The 15,345-nt window shown below is 62.8% G+C and carries 17 protein-coding genes; 4 read left to right on the plus strand and 13 right to left on the minus strand.

What is annotated here, in order from left to right; translation table 11 throughout:
- Positions 1–23 precede the first annotated feature (23 nt).
- The gene (locus ACOCLD_RS01645) at positions 24–494 is read left to right on the plus strand and encodes a thioesterase family protein (RefSeq protein ID WP_422910594.1); all 471 of its coding nucleotides are present in this window, start codon (positions 24–26) and stop codon (positions 492–494) included.
- A 3-nt stretch (positions 495–497) separates the two neighbouring features.
- Here ACOCLD_RS01645 and ACOCLD_RS01650 read toward each other — a convergent pair whose 3' ends face one another.
- Positions 498–950 (minus strand): YaiI/YqxD family protein, encoded by a 453-nt coding sequence (locus ACOCLD_RS01650; protein ID WP_422910595.1) that lies wholly within the window; start codon positions 948–950, stop codon positions 498–500.
- Positions 951–1,013: 63 nt separating this feature from the next.
- Positions 1,014–2,906 (minus strand): FTR1 family protein, encoded by a 1,893-nt coding sequence (locus tag ACOCLD_RS01655; RefSeq protein ID WP_422910596.1) that lies wholly within the window; start codon positions 2,904–2,906, stop codon positions 1,014–1,016.
- Positions 2,907–3,027: 121 nt separating this feature from the next.
- Here ACOCLD_RS01655 and ACOCLD_RS01660 point away from each other — a divergent pair, with 121 nt between their 5' ends.
- A complete protein-coding gene (locus ACOCLD_RS01660) occupies positions 3,028–3,801 on the plus strand; it encodes an SDR family NAD(P)-dependent oxidoreductase (RefSeq protein WP_422910597.1) in 774 nt (257 codons plus the stop codon).
- A 15-nt stretch (positions 3,802–3,816) separates the two neighbouring features.
- On the opposite strand, the gene rhtB is transcribed toward ACOCLD_RS01660, so the two are convergent.
- From rhtB to ACOCLD_RS01680, 4 genes are all read right to left on the minus strand, one after another.
- Positions 3,817–4,446, minus strand: a complete 630-nt coding sequence (rhtB, locus tag ACOCLD_RS01665; protein WP_257778961.1) for a homoserine/homoserine lactone efflux protein — start codon at positions 4,444–4,446, stop codon at positions 3,817–3,819.
- Between the two features lie 85 nt (positions 4,447–4,531).
- The gene (locus tag ACOCLD_RS01670; protein ID WP_422910598.1) at positions 4,532–5,299 is read right to left on the minus strand and encodes a TerC family protein; all 768 of its coding nucleotides are present in this window, start codon (positions 5,297–5,299) and stop codon (positions 4,532–4,534) included.
- Between the two features lie 6 nt (positions 5,300–5,305).
- The gene (locus ACOCLD_RS01675) at positions 5,306–5,860 is read right to left on the minus strand and encodes a mechanosensitive ion channel domain-containing protein (RefSeq protein WP_392541449.1); all 555 of its coding nucleotides are present in this window, start codon (positions 5,858–5,860) and stop codon (positions 5,306–5,308) included.
- Between the two features lie 29 nt (positions 5,861–5,889).
- Entirely contained in the window at positions 5,890–7,800 is a 1,911-nt protein-coding gene (locus ACOCLD_RS01680) for an ATP-binding cassette domain-containing protein (protein ID WP_422910599.1), read from the minus strand.
- Between the two features lie 50 nt (positions 7,801–7,850).
- On the opposite strand from ACOCLD_RS01680, the gene ACOCLD_RS01685 reads away from it, so the two are divergent.
- A complete protein-coding gene (locus ACOCLD_RS01685; RefSeq protein ID WP_422910600.1) occupies positions 7,851–8,315 on the plus strand; it encodes a TIGR02444 family protein in 465 nt (154 codons plus the stop codon).
- Here the strand turns inward: ACOCLD_RS01685 and ACOCLD_RS01690 are convergent.
- Complete coding sequence (locus tag ACOCLD_RS01690) at positions 8,312–9,130, minus strand: AlgP family protein (RefSeq protein ID WP_422910601.1); 819 nt, start codon at positions 9,128–9,130, stop codon at positions 8,312–8,314. The two genes, ACOCLD_RS01685 and ACOCLD_RS01690, sit on opposite strands and share 4 nt — an antisense overlap.
- Positions 9,131–9,256: 126 nt before the next feature.
- Here ACOCLD_RS01690 and ACOCLD_RS01695 point away from each other — a divergent pair, with 126 nt between their 5' ends.
- A complete protein-coding gene (locus tag ACOCLD_RS01695; protein WP_422910602.1) occupies positions 9,257–9,901 on the plus strand; it encodes an FKBP-type peptidyl-prolyl cis-trans isomerase in 645 nt (214 codons plus the stop codon).
- Between the two features lie 11 nt (positions 9,902–9,912).
- On the opposite strand, the gene rsd is transcribed toward ACOCLD_RS01695, so the two are convergent.
- The 6 genes from rsd to hemC all read right to left on the minus strand — a co-directional run bounded on the left by rsd (position 9,913) and on the right by hemC (position 15,315).
- Complete coding sequence (gene rsd / locus ACOCLD_RS01700) at positions 9,913–10,386, minus strand: sigma D regulator (RefSeq protein ID WP_422910603.1); 474 nt, start codon at positions 10,384–10,386, stop codon at positions 9,913–9,915.
- 195 nt (positions 10,387–10,581) lie between these two features.
- Complete coding sequence (locus ACOCLD_RS01705) at positions 10,582–11,124, minus strand: DUF3833 domain-containing protein (protein ID WP_422910604.1); 543 nt, start codon at positions 11,122–11,124, stop codon at positions 10,582–10,584.
- A gap of 7 nt (positions 11,125–11,131) precedes the next feature.
- Positions 11,132–12,391, minus strand: a complete 1,260-nt coding sequence (locus ACOCLD_RS01710) for a heme biosynthesis HemY N-terminal domain-containing protein (protein ID WP_422910605.1) — start codon at positions 12,389–12,391, stop codon at positions 11,132–11,134.
- The gene (locus ACOCLD_RS01715; RefSeq protein ID WP_422910606.1) at positions 12,388–13,593 is read right to left on the minus strand and encodes a uroporphyrinogen-III C-methyltransferase; all 1,206 of its coding nucleotides are present in this window, start codon (positions 13,591–13,593) and stop codon (positions 12,388–12,390) included. Before ACOCLD_RS01715 ends, ACOCLD_RS01710 begins: the two co-directional genes overlap by 4 nt.
- Positions 13,594–13,609: 16 nt before the next feature.
- A complete protein-coding gene (locus ACOCLD_RS01720; RefSeq protein WP_422910607.1) occupies positions 13,610–14,380 on the minus strand; it encodes a uroporphyrinogen-III synthase in 771 nt (256 codons plus the stop codon).
- Positions 14,377–15,315, minus strand: coding sequence for a hydroxymethylbilane synthase (gene hemC, locus ACOCLD_RS01725; RefSeq protein WP_422910608.1), 939 nt, complete (start codon positions 15,313–15,315; stop codon positions 14,377–14,379). Before hemC ends, ACOCLD_RS01720 begins: the two co-directional genes overlap by 4 nt.
- Positions 15,316–15,345: the final 30 nt, after the last annotated feature.

Here is a 15,345-nt window from a genome sequence, read left to right on the forward strand (position 1 = left end):
CCCTTCGCCCAGGCACGACCTCCATGAGCAACCCACCTTTCGAGCTCACCGCCGAACTGCAGCAAGCGGTCAGCAGCTTCTTTCAGCGCATACCGTTCAATCAGATGCTTGGTATCGAACTGGATGAACTGAGCACCCAACGCGTGACCATGCACCTGCCGATGAAGCCCGAGCTGATCGGAAACTTCGTCCACGGGATCCTGCATGGCGGGGTGATTTCTTCACTGCTGGACGTCTGCGGCGGCGCCATGGCGCTGATCGGCGCGTTCGACAAGCACCAGCACCTGTCCAGCGCCGAGCGCATGGCGCGGCTGTCCAAACTTGGCACCATCGACCTGCGGATCGACTACCTGCGCCCCGGCCGTGGCCAGCGCTTTACTGCCAGCGCCGTGCTGCTGCGTACCGGCAACAAGGTGGCGGTGGTACGCAGCGAACTGCACAGCGACGACGGCACCCTGGTGGCTGTCGGCACTGGCACCTATCTGTGCGGTTAAACGCTATTTGCGCTGCAAGCGGGTGAGAATGCGATCCAGCGAATTGGCAAACGCCTGCTTGTCTCGCTCGCCATAGGGTGGCTGACCGCCGCCGACCTGGCCCAGTTCCCGCAGCTCGGTAAACAGGTTACGCACGGCCAGTTTGTCGCCCATGTTGCGCTCGTCAAACTCGCGACCACGTGGATCAAGTGCGGCCACGCCCTTCTTCACCAGGCGATCGGCCAGCGGCACGTCGCTGCAAATCACCAACTCGCCCGGCAGCGCATGCTCCACCAGGTAGTCATCCGCCGCATCCGGGCCACTGGGCACCACGATCAACCGCACACAGCTATAAGTCGGTTTGATCTGCGCCTGCCCCGCTACCAGCAGCACCTCGAAGCGCCGCTTCAGGGCGAACTTCACCACCTGATCCTTGGCTGCCTTGGGGCAGGCATCGGCATCAATCCAGACTCGCATCACCCAGCATTCTCCACAGGCAACAAAGCCGGCATGGTAAGCCATGCCGGCAACAGCGGTGCATCAAGCCTGAGCCAGACGCCGCCGCTCGCCCAGCCAGCTGCGGCCATAAAGCAGCGCAATAGCCGCCAGCGCAGTGGCCTGGGCCGCCAGGCTGTAGGCATCGTCGTGAATACCCAGCCAGTCAAACTCGAAGAATGCCACCGGCCGCGTACCCAGCACCCCGGCTTCCTGCAACGCCGCTACACCGTGGCCAGCGAACACCACCGAGAGCACACAGAGCAGCACGGCATTGGCACCAAAGAAGGTGGCCAGCGGTAGTTTGCGTGAGCCGCGCAGGATCACCCAGGCCAACCCAAGCAGCAGCACCAGCGCCGCCGCAGCACCGGCCAGGACCATGCCGTGGCCTTGCGGGCCGGCCTGCAACCAGAGGGTTTCATAGAACAGGATGACCTCGAACAGCTCGCGGTACACCGAGAAGAACGCCAGCACGGCAAAGCCGAAACGACCGCCGCCACCGACCAGGCTGCTCTTGATGTAATCCTGCCAGGCCGCCGCATGCCGGCGGTCATGCATCCACACCCCGAGCCAGAGCACCATCACGCTGGCAAACAACGCCGTCACACCTTCCAGCAGTTCACGCTGCGCGCCGCTGACGTCGATCAGGTACGCCGCCAGTGCCCAAGTAGCCACCCCGGCCAGCAGCGCCAGTCCCCAGCCGATGTGCACGCTGCGCACCGCCTGCTGCTGACCGGTGTTACGCAGGAAAGCCAGAATCGCCGCCAGCACCAGAATCGCCTCCAACCCTTCACGCAGCAGGATCAGCAGGCTGGAAAAGAAGCTCAGCGAACTCGACAGACCATCGCCATCGAGCAAGGCGGCCGAGGTCGCCAGCTCGGCCTTGGCCCGCTCCAGCCGCTGCGCCGCCTGCGGCACCGACAAACCATCCTGCAGCGCCTGACGGTAGGCCATCAGCGCCCGCTCAGTGGTCTTGCGCTGCACCGAGTCGAGGTTATCCAGGGCGCTTTCGACCAGCTCGAAACCCTCCAGATAAGCGCCGACGGACAGGTCATAGGCCTGTTCGTGCTCACCGGCGCGGTAAGCCACCAGGCTATGCTCCAGGGTCGTACGGGTGTGTTCGATCAATTGCAGCGGGCCGCGCTGCTGCACCGGTGGCTGAGCACGCTGGGCACGGAAGCGTGCAGCCGCCTCCTCGCCCTGTGCTGCCGCTACTTCATCCGGGGTTGTACCGGCCAACACAGCCATCGTGAACGGCGAACCGGCAGCAACCGGCTCGGCGCTGAAGCCGACGATATAACTGGCCAGGTCCCAGCGCTGACGCTCATCCAGTTGATCGGCAAAAGCCGCCATGTCCGTGCCGTCGATGCCCAGGCCAATGGTATTGAACAGGTCATACAGGCTCAGGCGATTGAGTCGCGCCTGGTCGCGCAGGTTGGCCGGCGGTGGCTCCAGGCCGATACCCGCCGGCCCGTCGCCGGCACCGCTGGCGCCATGGCAGACGCTGCAATGCTGGGCGAACAGCGGCGCGCCACGGCTGGGGTCAGGGGTGATGGCCGGGGTCTGGCTGACGCCATAAGCGCTGGCCAGGGTCGCGGCCAACTGCCGCGCCTGCTGAGCGACCTGGCCGCCGTCGATACGCTGTTCAATGCCCTGACGCAGATTAGCCACGCCCTGCTCCAGTTCAGCCTGTTCGCTGCGCGCTGGCAGCGCAACGATCAGACCTTGCAGTACAGTCATAAACTCCAGCTGCTCACGGTATTCACTGGAGTCGATCACCTGACCATTGGCCACGGTGGCCGGGTAGTCAGCGCCCAGGTAACCGAGCAGATGCAGAGCTTGCGCCGCGCCCTCAAGGGGCTCGGCCATAACAGTCAGGCTGCACAGGGCCAGAACGGGCACCAGCAACCAACTGAAGTAACGCAATACGGAAGTCATATAGGAGTTGATCCCAAATACGAATGGATGACATTCGATTGTTACCCTCCTAACGACTTTCCTCAACCACTGATCGACCATAGCCCGCGACGGATCGTCGCAACGGCGCAGGAGTGATGCGATGAGTTTTTGGCAACGCTTGGAAGAACCAGCCCATGCAGTGGTCTGTGGCGCCAGCCGCGGGATCGGCCTGGCCCTGACAACGCAGTTGCTGGCGCGCGCGGAGGTGGCCGAGGTGTGGGCCATCGCCCGCCAGGCCAGCAAAGCGCAAGGCCTGCTGGAGTTGCAAGCACACTACGGGCAACGCTTGCGCTGTCTGGATGTGGATGTGTGCGATGAACAGGCACTGGCAAAGCTGGCCACTCAACTGCGTGCGAGCATTCCACGCCTGCATCTGCTGCTGTGCACGGTGGGCGTACTGCAGGACGGTGCGGCGAAGGCCGAGAAAGGCCTGAACCAGATCAGCCTTGAGGGGTTGTTGGCGACCTTTCAGCGCAACAGCTTTGCACCGATTCTAATGCTCAAGCACCTGCTACCGCTGCTCCGTGGCCGGCACCCGTGCACGGTGGCGGCGCTGTCGGCTCGGGTCGGGTCGATTGGCGACAACCGCCTCGGCGGCTGGTACAGCTACCGCGCCAGCAAGGCCGCGCTGAACCAGTTGCTGCACACCGCGAGCATCGAGCTGAGCCGGCTCAACCCCAACAGCTGCGTACTCAGCCTGCACCCTGGCACCACCGACACCGAACTGTCGAAACCCTTTCAGGCCAATGTGCCGGCCGACAAGCTGTTTACCCCAAACTACTCCGCCGAATGCCTGCTGGCGCAGATTGAGCAGCATGGCCCGGCGCAGACCGGCACGTTCTGGGGCTGGGATGGCCAGCCGATTCCCTGGTAGCGATACCGGCGAAGATCAGACCGGCGCGCGACGCACGCTGGCCAGCAGTGCCGCCGCGCCGACAAACAGCGCACCAAAGGTGCGGTTCATCAGCTTCTGCTGACGCGGTGAACGCAGCGCGCCCAGCACCCGAGCAGCCAAACCGGTATAGCCGGCCATGACGATCAGATCGACACAGATCATGGTTACGCCCATCACCAGATACTGGCTCAGCAACGGGGCTTGCGGGTTAAGGAACTGCGGCAGCACCGCGAGCATAAAGACAATCGCCTTGGGGTTGCTGAAGTTGACCAGAAAACCGCGCAGCACCAGGGTCAGCGGACGGCCGATGGGCCGTTCGGTCTGCGCCGTCATATCGCTGGGCAGCGCCTGCCACTGGCGATAGCCGAGGTACACCAGATAGACCACGCCAAACCACTTGATCAGGCTGAAGGCCAATTCCGACGCTGCCAGAATCGCCCCGACTCCGGCGGCCACAATGGCGATCTGCAAGGCCAGACCCAGTTGCAGGCCCAGAGCATTCCAGTAGCCGCGCACAAAGCCGTATTGCAGCCCGGCCGACATCGAGGCAATCGCCCCGGCACCCGGCGACAGGCTGATGACCCAACAGGCCACAAAAAACGCAAGCCAGGTTTCCAGTGCCATGGCACTTCTCCATTACAAACAGCGGAATAAAAAAGGGGTAGGCCACTAGCCTACCCCTTGTTGGGTGACTCGCCCAGCCGCTGAATCAGTCCGGCGAGCCTTTACGCAGCTGCACCGGCTCCAGCTCTGCTTCTTTGCGCGCCCGTGCACGGGCCACCCGCATGCGGATATTGATGGCCTCTACCGCCAGCGAGAAGGCCATGGCGAAGTACACATAACCCTTCGGCACATGCACCTCGAAGGCCTCGGCGATCAGCACAGTACCCACCACGATGAGGAACGACAGCGCGAGGATTTTCAGGCTCGGGTGCTTGTCGATAAACGCGCTGATGGTGCCAGCCGACAGCATCATCACAAATACCGAGATAACGATTGCCGCGACCATCACCGGCACGTTGTCGACCAGGCCGACAGCGGTGATCACCGAATCCAGGGAGAACACGATGTCGATGATTGCGATCTGCACGATGATGCCCATAAAGCCATAGGTCTTGCCGCCGACGGCCTGGGTTTCTTCCTCGCCTTCCAGACTGTGGAAGATTTCTGCCGTGCTCTTCCACAGCAGGAACAGGCCACCGAAGAACAGGATCAGGTCGCGCCCGGAGAAGCCCTGGTCGAACACATGGAACAGGTCGGCCGTCAGGCGCATCACCCAGCTGATCGACAGCAGCAGCAGGATTCGCGTACCCATCGCCAGAGCCAGACCGAAGAAGCGCGCCTTGGGTTGCTGATGCTTGGGCAGACGACTGACCAGAATCGAGATAAAGATGATGTTGTCGATGCCCAGGACAATTTCCAGGGCAGTCAGGGTCAGAAACGCGACCCAGAGTTCCGGGCTGGCCAGCCATTCCATAATTGCTTAAACCTCTTTATTACGCGGCGTAGGGAGTTCGCCATTACGCCAGCGGCGGACGGCTTTCTGAAAAAACAGGCTATTGGGAATCTGCACCCAGGCGCCGGGCGCATCACCACTGAGGTCTTCCAGGGTGGTGTAGAACAGGTTGATCGCCACCACGCGGCCGCGCACCCCGGGCTTGTCGGCGCTCTCAAGCACCTCGACGCAGTCGCCGATGCGAAACGGGCCCATGGCGAAGATCAGCAGCGCGCAGAACATGTTGGACAACACGCTCCAGATGGCGAAGAAGGCAATCGCCGCCACGGCCACAAAACCGGTCAGCGCGCCCCACAGCACCTGTGCGGAAACCCCCAGGCGCTCCAGCACCAACATAAACGCGCTACCGAGGATCAACCAACGCAGCAAACCCCGCAGCGGCATCAATAATTCGGCTGGCAACTGCGGATAACGATTGCCCAGACGGGTAATGCCACGGGTGAGGATGCGCTGCAGCAGCCAGGCCAACAGCAGGATCAGCAGTACCTGGCCGGTGCGCAGCAGCGGCTCCTTCCAGGTCATCAGCCATTCGAGGGTCGGCAGGGTGATGTTCAACTGGCAGCCTCCAGCTCGGCCTGCAGCGCTTCGAGGGTTTCCAGCGCGAGCATCCAGCGCTCTTCCAGATCAGCTTCGCGGCTTTTCAGCTTGGCCTGCTCGGCCAGAGCATCACGCAGATCATCCTTGCGCGCGGCTTCGTAGATGTCGCTGTCACCCAAGCGGGCCTCAACGGCGGCAAGTTTCTCGTGCAGCTGGCCCAGCTCTTTCTCCAGCTTGTCGGCTTCACGCTTGTGCGGTGCCAACTGTTGGCGCAGGGCCGCAGCAGCCTGACGCTGCACGCGCTTGTCGGTTTTGTCCGGGTTGCTCTCGCTGCTGCTGGCCGGCGCCTGCCGCGCGCGGTAGTCCACCAGCCAGCGGGCGTAATCGTCCAGGTCACCGTCGAACGGCTGCACCTGGCCATCGGCGACCAGAAGGAATTCGTCGGTGGTGCTCTTGAGCAGGTGACGATCGTGGGACACCACCACCACGGCGCCGGAAAATTCCTGCAGGGCCATGGTCAGGGCCAGGCGCATTTCCAGATCAAGGTGGTTAGTCGGCTCATCGAGCAGCAAGAGATTGGGCTTGCCCCAGGCGATCAGCGCCAGGGCCAGACGGGCTTTCTCGCCACCAGAGAAGTTCTGCACCGGCTCGTCACAACGCGGGCCACGGAAATCGAAACCACCAAGGAAGTCGCGCAGGGTCTGCTCACGCTCGGTCGGCGCCAGGCGCTGTAAATGCAGCAGCGGGCTGGCGTGGTCATCCAGGGCATCGAGCTGATGCTGGGCAAAGTAGCCGACCACCAGATTCTCGCCACGTTGCAGATGACCGCTGATCGGTTGCAGCTCGTTCGACAGGTTCTTGATCAGGGTCGATTTGCCTGCGCCGTTCGGCCCGAGCAGGCCCAGACGCGCGCCGGGGGCGAGGCTCAGTTTGACCTTCTCCAGCACCACCTTGTCGCCGTAACCCAGGCGGCCTTCGCTCAGACTGAGCAGCGGGCTGGAAATCTTGTCGGCCTCGCGGAAGCTGAAGTCGAAGGGCGAATCGACATGCGCCGCCGACAGCTCTTCCATGCGCTCCAGGGCCTTGATCCGGCTCTGCGCCTGGCGTGCCTTGGTGGCCTGGGCCTTGAAGCGGGCAATGTACTTTTCCATGTGCGCACGTTGCGCCTGCTGCTTCTCGTACGCCTGCTGCTGCTGCGCCAGACGCTCGGCACGAGTGCGCTCGAAGGCCGAATAGCCGCCGCGATACAGGGTCAGCTTCTGCTGATCGAGGTGGGCAACGTGGTCCACTACGGCATCCAGGAAATCGCGGTCATGAGAAATCAGCAGCAAGGTACCCGGGTAACCTTTCAGCCAGCCTTCCAGCCAGAGAATCGCGTCGAGATCGAGGTGGTTGGTCGGTTCGTCGAGCAGCAGCAGGTCGGACGGACACATCAGCGCCTGCGCCAGATTCAGGCGCATGCGCCAGCCACCGGAGAAGTCGCCAACGCGACGGTCCATCTGCGCACTGTCGAAACCCAGACCGGCGAGCAACTTGCGCGCACGGGCATCGGCGCTGTAGCCGTCGAGGGTGTCGAGCTCGGTGTGCAAGCGCGCCACGGCGGCGCCGTCATGCGCGGCTTCGGCTACCGCCAGTTCGGCCTGCACCCGGCGCAGACGCACGTCGCCATCGAGCACATAATCGACTGCCTGACGCTCAACGGCCTCGATCTCCTGGCGCATGTGCGCCACGCGCCAGTCGGCGGGGATCAGACAATCGCCCGCGTCGGCACTCAGCTCGCCACGCAACAGGGCAAACAGGCTGGATTTGCCGGCGCCATTGGCGCCGATCAGGCCGGCTTTGTGGCCGGGGTGCAGGGTCATCTCGGCGTCTTCTAGCAGACGCTGAGGGCCACGCTGTAAAGTCAGGTTTTGGAGTCGGATCATAATGGCGGCGGAGTCTACCAGAGTCCTTTTTGATAAGCCCGGAAAGCACCATGCCTACTGACCTGTGGCGGTTTGCCCAAGCCCTGTATCAACGTCCTGGCGTCGAGGCCGCGTGCCTGCTGCTGCAAACGCAAGGAGCGGACGTGTGCCTGCTGTTATGCGCCGCCTGGCTGGAACGCCGACAAGTTACCTGCCGCGACGAGCACATTCAGGCATTGCTCGCCTTGGCACAGCCCTGGCAACAGCAGGTGGTGATACCGCTGCGCCAATTGCGTCAGAGCTGGCGTGAGCAGGCGCAGAGCGATAACGCCCTGAAGCAGTTACGTGAACAGATCAAACAGCTTGAACTGGAGGCGGAGCGCGAGCAGCTGGAGCGTCTGGCGGCGTGTACTCAAGATTGGCAGTGCAGCAAGGCCGATGCGCCGCTGAACTGGCTGGAACGCCTGGTGCCCCAGCCAGGCAACCGCGATGCGCTGCAAACACTGCGCATCGCGGCGGCGCAACTCAGCGCTTAAACAGCGCTTGGCGGGGTGCTGCCAGCAGATGCAGCAGGTGCATCGGCAACCGGCGCATTTACAACTGCTGGTTTAGCAACAGGAGTGGCAGCTGGTTTTTTCGCAGCGGGCTTCGTCACGGGTTTCGCGGCAGGTTTTGCAGCCGGCTTGGCCGCAGGCTTGCTGGCGGGCTTAACCGCTAGAGCCTTTTTTACCGCCGGTTTAGCCACGGCCTTGCTGGGCTGAGCCGCCGGCTTGCTCGCAGCGGGCTTGGCTGCGGGCTTCTTCGCTGCGGGTTTAGCGACTGGCTTGCCCGCGGCGGGCGCTTTGCTTGCGGCCTTGGCGGGTGCTTTGGCAGCGGGTTTGGCCGGCGCCTTGGTCGCGGCCGGCTTGGCAGCCGGTTTTACTACAGCGGCCTTGGCCGAGCGGCTGTCCAGCGCTTTGCCTACGGCTTCTTTAACCTTGCCAACGCCCTGAGCCAGTTTCAGGCTTTCCTGGGCATCGCGCTTGAGGTTGGCAATATAGCTGCGAGTTTCGCTCTGACGGTCTTTCAGGGTATCGAGCAGTTGCTCCAGCTCAGCTACGGCATCCTTGGCTTTGGCTTGCGCCTTGGCCTTGCCGGCGACGGCCGCGTCCTGCATCTTGCTGCGGGCCTTGTGCAGTTTTTCCTGGGCCTTGCCACGCTGTTTCTCCAGCTTGGCGAGCAGTTGCTCGGCATCAACCAGAGCGCGCGTGCACGCGTCCTCCAGGTGCTCAAGCAGGCTGCTGGAAAGTTGCTGCAACAGGTGCAGCGGCGTACTCACTGACTTCTTCTTTGCATTCTTTGTAGCCGACATGACGCGCCTCCTGGCGGATGAAGTTGGCGCTCATACTAGACCTCCTTCTGCTCGCCTTGCCACCTCACGCCTTGAGCTTGAGCACTTGGCTGGCATAATCGGGCCACCCTCGGCCGGAGAACACCCATGCCCCGCTTGACCCTGCTGCTAATTTGCCTGCTTGCCCCCCTGGCCCAGGCCGATGACCACTCACACGACCTGGCCTACAGCCTGGGTGTAAAACTGGGTGAACGACTGCGCGACGAAGTGCCCGACCTGCAACTGCAGGCGCTGCTCGATGGGCTGCGTCAGGCCTACCGTAACGAGCCCCTGGCATTGGATGAAAAACGCATCGAAAGCCTGCTGGCCGAACATGAAGAAAACCTGGCCGCTGCCCCGGAACGCATCGAAAAAGCCAAGGCTGCAGAAAAGCGCTTTCTTGCCGGCGAGAAGGCCAAGGCTGGTATCCGCGTGCTGAAGAATGGTGTGCTGATCCAGGAACTGCGTGCCGGCAGTGGGCGCAAACCGGGACCGAAAGACCGCATTCAGGTGCGCTACATCGGTTACCTGGCCGATGGCAGCCAGTTTGATGAAAGCCAGAGCCCGCAGTGGTTTCGTTTGGACAGCGTGATCGCAGGGTGGCGCAGTGCCTTGCAGGAGATGCCGGTGGGGGCGCAATGGCGCTTGGTGATTCCGTCGGCGCAGGCCTATGGCGAGGAAGGTGCCGGAGATTTGATTCCGCCCTACTCGCCCCTGGTGTTCGAGCTGGAGCTGCTCGACACCAAGGAGTAATCGTCAGTCCATCAGAGGGCGGGCGCGGCTTGCCCCTGATGTGCGTTGTGCAGGACTTCGATCAGGCAGTCCTCCAGCTCGAAACGCTCGTGCAGCAGCTGACCCAGGCGTTTCAATTCATCGAGCAGGGATACGGAGTCGTGGCAGTCGCCGTTGTCGCAACGGTCATTGAAGGCCAGCGCCACCTCGGTGATCACCTCGATGCGCGGGTAGATCTGCTTGGCCAGCTCCAGACCACGCTGGTCACCAAAGGCTTTGGCTTCGCTGGTCAGCTGCTCGTAGACTTCGAAATGCCCGGCAGACACATAGTCGACGAGAATTTCACAGAAGAGCTGCAGGGCTTCGCCGTTGGCACTCGGCGCCTGCACTGAGCCGTTGATGGCGGCGTAGGCCTGCACCAGCTCCTTGCGCTCTTGCAGCCAGCGGTCAATCAGCAGGTGAACTCCACCCCAGCGTTCTTGGGCGTTCTGACAACTCTCAAGCATGATGACCTCTACTTCCCTATTGCTATTAGTGTTGTTCGCCTGCCGGAGACATTTTTTTGTCAGTCGCAGCAAGGTTTGGGAAGACAACCGTGAAACGGCAACTTTCCGGCGGTACTCGCGAGCCAGATTATTCCCGCGGGCTTTAGCCTTCAAGGCAGCCCGGGAGAAAATTTCATACAAGCGTTTAACTGGTGATCAGTCCGCCTTGTTTGCCCCTGCGGGCTTGTAAAAACTCAGGGTCACCTGGCCAAGATCGACGCCCCACTTCGACATACGCGCCCGGTTGAGCATGACCCGATCGTCCATCAGGAACATCCAGTCATCAAAATCAACCACATAGGTTGAATCATCGACCTTCAGCCGCAGCTGATAACGCCAGTGCAAGGCGTTCCCGGCCACCTCACCGATCGCTTCACCAACCACATCATCCGCCGTGCCACGCCAACTGCCGTCGGCCTGCTTGCGTAATGTCCAGACGCGCCGCTCGGTGCTGCCGTCGCTGTAGGTGAAGCGCTCATCGAGTACGCCCACATCACCGTCCCAAGTGCCGGTCATGGCCACATGAAAGCGCTTGACCACTTCACCGGAGCGGTTCTGGAACATGCCCCAGGCCTCAAGCTCGCCGTTGAAGTAGTCACTCAACTCAAGATTCGGCTGCTCACGGGCATAATCACTTACCTGCGGGCCGGCACACCCGGCCAACACACTCAGCAGACACAACAGCAACAGCTTTCGCATAGACACCTCATTGCTCGAGCGCATTTACCGCCGACAGGGCCACCGGACACAGGCGTGCATCCAGCAGACGCAGACCTTCCTGATACAAACTGTTGCTGCGCTCCAGCTCGCCCAGCTGTGCCAGCAGGCGAGCCAGCTCGCTGCAGGTTTCCGGATGACGCTGGAAAGTCAGGCTGTTTTCCAGGTAATCCCTGGCCTTGCCCCACAGCTGGCTGTGCAGACACAGGCGGCCCAGTGTCAGCAGCAACCCGGCATCCTGCGGATGCTGCTTCAACCAGCCCTCGGCTGTCTGCAGTTGCTTGTTCAGGTCACGCCCGCGCAACAAGCCGTACAAGCGCACCAGCGCAACATCGTAGTGCTGCTTGAGGTACTGGCGCAGCAGTTCTTCCGCTTCGCCTTCAGCCCCCAGCTGACGCAATTGCTCGGCATACACCGCCAGCAATTCCGGCTGCTGATGCTGCGCCGCCGACATGGCCTGCCAGGCCTGCTGCAGTGTCGTCAGCGCTGTTTGCGCATCCCCACCGGCTTGTCCCGCCTGAAGCAAGCGGCCGCGCCAGGCCTGACGCTCCAGCTCGCTCAATTCGGCATTGCCCAGGGCCTTTTCCTTGCGCAGGTCCGGCAGCAGGCCGAGCAGCGCCGACCAGTCGCCCGACTGCAGGTACAGCTGCTGCAACTGGCGTAACACCAGGTGATGGTGCGGATGACGCGAGCGCATGGCTTGCAGGGTATCCAGCGCCGCATCGGTCTGCCCACGCGCCAGTTGCAGCTCAGCATGTTGCAGGGCAATTGCCAGCTCCGCCTGCGGTTGACGGTTGAGGGCCTGTTCGAGCAGCCCGTCACTGTCCTCGTAATGCCCTAGCTGATTGGCTGCCCGCGCCGCACCCAGGTAGTAACTGAGCGGCTGCGGTGAGCTGCTGGCGGCCTGTTTCAGATGACGCAGCGCACGTGCCCAGCGACCTTCTGCCAGGTCGAGAAAACCCTGCTCGGAGGCCAGACGCACGCGCCGGCGGCTGTGCAGACGCGACCAGGGGTTGAGCAAGCTGCCTGACGTTACCAAGGCCCTCAGGCTCCAGCGCAGCAGATACACCAGCAACCAGAGCACCAGAACCAGGGCGACAAACGCCCACAGGCTGGACTCATAACGGAAGCCCTGGAAAGCAATCAGCACATAGCCCTTGTGCTCGGCCAGCGGCAGGCCGAACAGCAACAGACTGGCAACGCCGGCAACCAGCGCCAGAATCAGCAGCAACCAGTACAGGCGCTTCATTGCAGGGCCTCCTGCAATGAAGCCTCGACATCATCATTCGCCGCTGCCGCAGGTGGCGCTTCGCCACTCTGCTGCAAACGCGCGGCCTGCTTGGCTTGCAGGTAGGCCTGTACGGCATTTAACGCAGGGCTCAGATCCGGTGGCGTCACGGCAATCGGTTGCTGCGCCAGCTCGTCAATCCGCGCGCGCAAAGCGCGGCTATTGGGATTGTCGACATCAAAGTGCGCATCCAGCACCTCGCGAGCCTGCTGCAGGGCCTGCTGATACACCGCCGCCTGGCCGTGCAAGGCACCCCACTGCGCCTGCTCCAACGCCAGACTGAGGGCCAGACGTACCTGAGTCAGACTCTGCCCCGTTAACAAAGGGCGGATATTGCGGTCGGCGTTGAAGTCGATGCGGAAGTACTCCGACAAAGTCTGCAAACCCCGCTGCCACCACTGCTGCTCGACCACCCCTGCGTCGGCCAGCTCGCTGAGCACGCCACCCTCGCCGCTGAAGCTCGGTGCCAGGGCATTGAGTTGGGCCACTTGCTCGCGCAAGGCACCGAGTTGCAGGAACAGCCCGGTACGGTCAGGGTTGAGGGTCGAACGCAACGCTTCCAGGCTCTTGGCCAGTTGCTCACGGGCGGCAAATGCCGCCGGATCATCTTGTTCGTGAAGGATTTCATCAGCAGCCTGAACCAGAGCGGTAGCGCTGTTGATGTCCTGCAACGCAGACAGGCGCAAGCTGGCCAGGCGCAGCAGGTGCTCAGCCTCAGCCAGGCGCCAATCCTGACGACTGGCACCGAGCACGGTTTCCAGGCGCTGATTGAGCACTTGCTGATCGCCCTGTAATTGGGCGAGCAGACGACGCCGGCTTTCCAGCTCCTCGACAGTGGGCAGTTGATCAAGACGCTGTTGCAGCGCTTCAGCCGTCTGCGCCAAGTTCTGCGCCTGGTCGCGAGCACTCTGCAACTGGCTTTGCTGCTGGCTCTGCTGCTGTTGCTCACGGGCCTCCAGCGCCTGTAACTGCCACAGGCCCCAACCACCTGCCCCAGCGCCTGCGGCGGCCACCAGCAAGGCCAACAACGCCAGACCGTTGCCGCGCCCAGCCGGCTTGCCCGGCGCAGATGGCGGCGTGCTCGGCAGCTCTGCCGCGCTTTGCTGCAGCGTCTGCTCGTGCTCTTGTGGGTCTTGGTCTTTCGGAGTAGTTGCTTCGCTCACGTATCCATCCTTCGCGTCAGAGATCGGCGACAGGTTGCGCCTGCAACGCTGCCAGCAACGCCGCGGCACTCGCACCGCGACAATCCACAACAGAGTGGGCACCCGCCGCACGGGCCATCTCGGCAACGCGCGGGCTGGGTACAAACAAGGGTAGCCGGGCCAGCTCGGGCCAGTCGTTGCCCGCCAGCTTGTGCAGATGCACAAAACCCTGCCCACTGCTGACCACCAGGGCGTTCAGGCGTTCAGCCCGAACCTGCTCGATCAGCGCCGCTGGCAGGTAATCCGGCAGCACCCGGCGATACAGTGGCAGATAGTCCACCTGCACGCCTTGGCCGCGCAAGCGCTCGGCGAGTAACTCTCGGCCACTCTCGCCGCGCAGGATCAACACCTGCGGCATCTCAACGGCCAGTGCCCGCTGAAACTGTGGCAGAGCCAGCAGGGCTTCACTGTCATCGCCCAGTTCGGGGTAATGCACGCACGGGTGCCGCTCAAGCAGAACCTGCGCCGTGGCGGCACCGACGCTGAACCAGGGCTGCGTCTCGGGTATGGCGATCTGCGCAGCGCTCAAGCGAGCCAGCGCCAAACGCGCTGCCGGCTTGCTGACCACGATCACTGCGCTGTATTGCGGCAAGCGGGTCAATGCACTGCACTGTTCGGCTGTTTCGGGCAGCGCCTCGATGGCCAACAGCGGCAGGCTGCTGCTGAAGATGCCCTGCTGGGCCAGGGTGGCCGCCAGCGCGCTCGACTCTTCAGTCGGACGGGTCAGCAGCAGCCGCCAACCATTCACTCGCCAGCAGCCTCGCCATAGACCGCTTGCAGAATGGCCGCCGCACCCTGCGCCAGCAGCGCTTCGGCGACCTGTACGCCCAGCTGCTCGGCAGCCGCCACGGGCGCACGCTGTTCGGCGCGCAGCAATTGTGAACCGTCGGGTTGACCAACCAGGCCGCGCAGCCAAAGTTGTTCGCCTTCCAGCACCGCATAACAGGCGATCGGCACCTGGCAGCCGCCGTTCAGGTGTTTGTTCAACGCACGCTCGGCGGTCACTCGCAGCGCGGTATCGCGGTGATGCAGCGGCGCCAGCAGGGCGTGAATTTCACTGTCAGCCGTGCGGCATTCGATGCCAACCGCGCCCTGACCACCGGCCGGCAGGCTGTCTTCAGCACTGATCGAAGAACGAATACGCTCTGCAAAGCCCAAACGAATCAGTCCGGCAGCGGCGAGGATGATGGCGTCGTACTCGCCGGCATCCAGCTTGGCCAAACGGGTATTGACGTTGCCACGCAGGAACTGGATCTGCAGATCCGGGCGGCGCGCCAGCAGTTGGGCCTGACGGCGCAGGCTGGAGGTGCCGACCACACTGCCAGCCGGCAACGCGTCGAGGCTGGTGTAGGTGTTGGAAACGAAAGCATCGCGCGGGTCTTCGCGCTCGCAGATGCAGTACAGGCCCAGGCCTTCGGGGAAGTCCATCGGTACATCCTTCATCGAATGCACGGCGATGTCGGCCTGGTTCTCCAGCAGCGCGGTTTCCAGTTCCTTGACGAACAGGCCCTTGCCGCCAATTTTCGCCAGCGGTGCGTCAAGCAACTTGTCGCCACGACTGACCATCGGCACCAGGCTGACCTTGAGGCCAGGGTGCGCCTGTTCCAGACGGGCTTTGACGTGTTCGGCCTGCCACAGGGCCAGGGCACTTTTACGGGTGGCAATGCGGATTTCGCGAGACATGGGCAATTCCAGAAAACGAACTGCCGGGGA

The organism is Pseudomonas cimarronensis (assembly GCF_049331905.1).
Taxonomy (GTDB): domain Bacteria; phylum Pseudomonadota; class Gammaproteobacteria; order Pseudomonadales; family Pseudomonadaceae; genus Aquipseudomonas.

Bases quoted from the DNA above. Each gene is read 5' to 3' on its own strand.
- ACOCLD_RS01645 (WP_422910594.1), top strand. From the start codon at position 24: ATGAGCAACCCACCTTTCGAGCTCACCGCCGAACTGCAGCAAGCGGTC.
- ACOCLD_RS01650 (WP_422910595.1), bottom strand. From the start codon at position 950: ATGCGAGTCTGGATTGATGCCGATGCCTGCCCCAAGGCAGCCAAGGAT.
- ACOCLD_RS01655 (WP_422910596.1), bottom strand. From the start codon at position 2,906: ATGACTTCCGTATTGCGTTACTTCAGTTGGTTGCTGGTGCCCGTTCTG.
- ACOCLD_RS01660 (WP_422910597.1), top strand. From the start codon at position 3,028: ATGAGTTTTTGGCAACGCTTGGAAGAACCAGCCCATGCAGTGGTCTGT.
- rhtB (WP_257778961.1), bottom strand. From the start codon at position 4,446: ATGGCACTGGAAACCTGGCTTGCGTTTTTTGTGGCCTGTTGGGTCATC.
- ACOCLD_RS01670 (WP_422910598.1), bottom strand. From the start codon at position 5,299: ATGGAATGGCTGGCCAGCCCGGAACTCTGGGTCGCGTTTCTGACCCTG.
- ACOCLD_RS01675 (WP_392541449.1), bottom strand. From the start codon at position 5,860: ATGACCTGGAAGGAGCCGCTGCTGCGCACCGGCCAGGTACTGCTGATC.
- ACOCLD_RS01680 (WP_422910599.1), bottom strand. From the start codon at position 7,800: ATGATCCGACTCCAAAACCTGACTTTACAGCGTGGCCCTCAGCGTCTG.
- ACOCLD_RS01685 (WP_422910600.1), top strand. From the start codon at position 7,851: ATGCCTACTGACCTGTGGCGGTTTGCCCAAGCCCTGTATCAACGTCCT.
- ACOCLD_RS01690 (WP_422910601.1), bottom strand. From the start codon at position 9,130: ATGTCGGCTACAAAGAATGCAAAGAAGAAGTCAGTGAGTACGCCGCTG.
- ACOCLD_RS01695 (WP_422910602.1), top strand. From the start codon at position 9,257: ATGCCCCGCTTGACCCTGCTGCTAATTTGCCTGCTTGCCCCCCTGGCC.
- rsd (WP_422910603.1), bottom strand. From the start codon at position 10,386: ATGCTTGAGAGTTGTCAGAACGCCCAAGAACGCTGGGGTGGAGTTCAC.
- ACOCLD_RS01705 (WP_422910604.1), bottom strand. From the start codon at position 11,124: ATGCGAAAGCTGTTGCTGTTGTGTCTGCTGAGTGTGTTGGCCGGGTGT.
- ACOCLD_RS01710 (WP_422910605.1), bottom strand. From the start codon at position 12,391: ATGAAGCGCCTGTACTGGTTGCTGCTGATTCTGGCGCTGGTTGCCGGC.
- hemC (WP_422910608.1), bottom strand. From the start codon at position 15,315: ATGTCTCGCGAAATCCGCATTGCCACCCGTAAAAGTGCCCTGGCCCTG.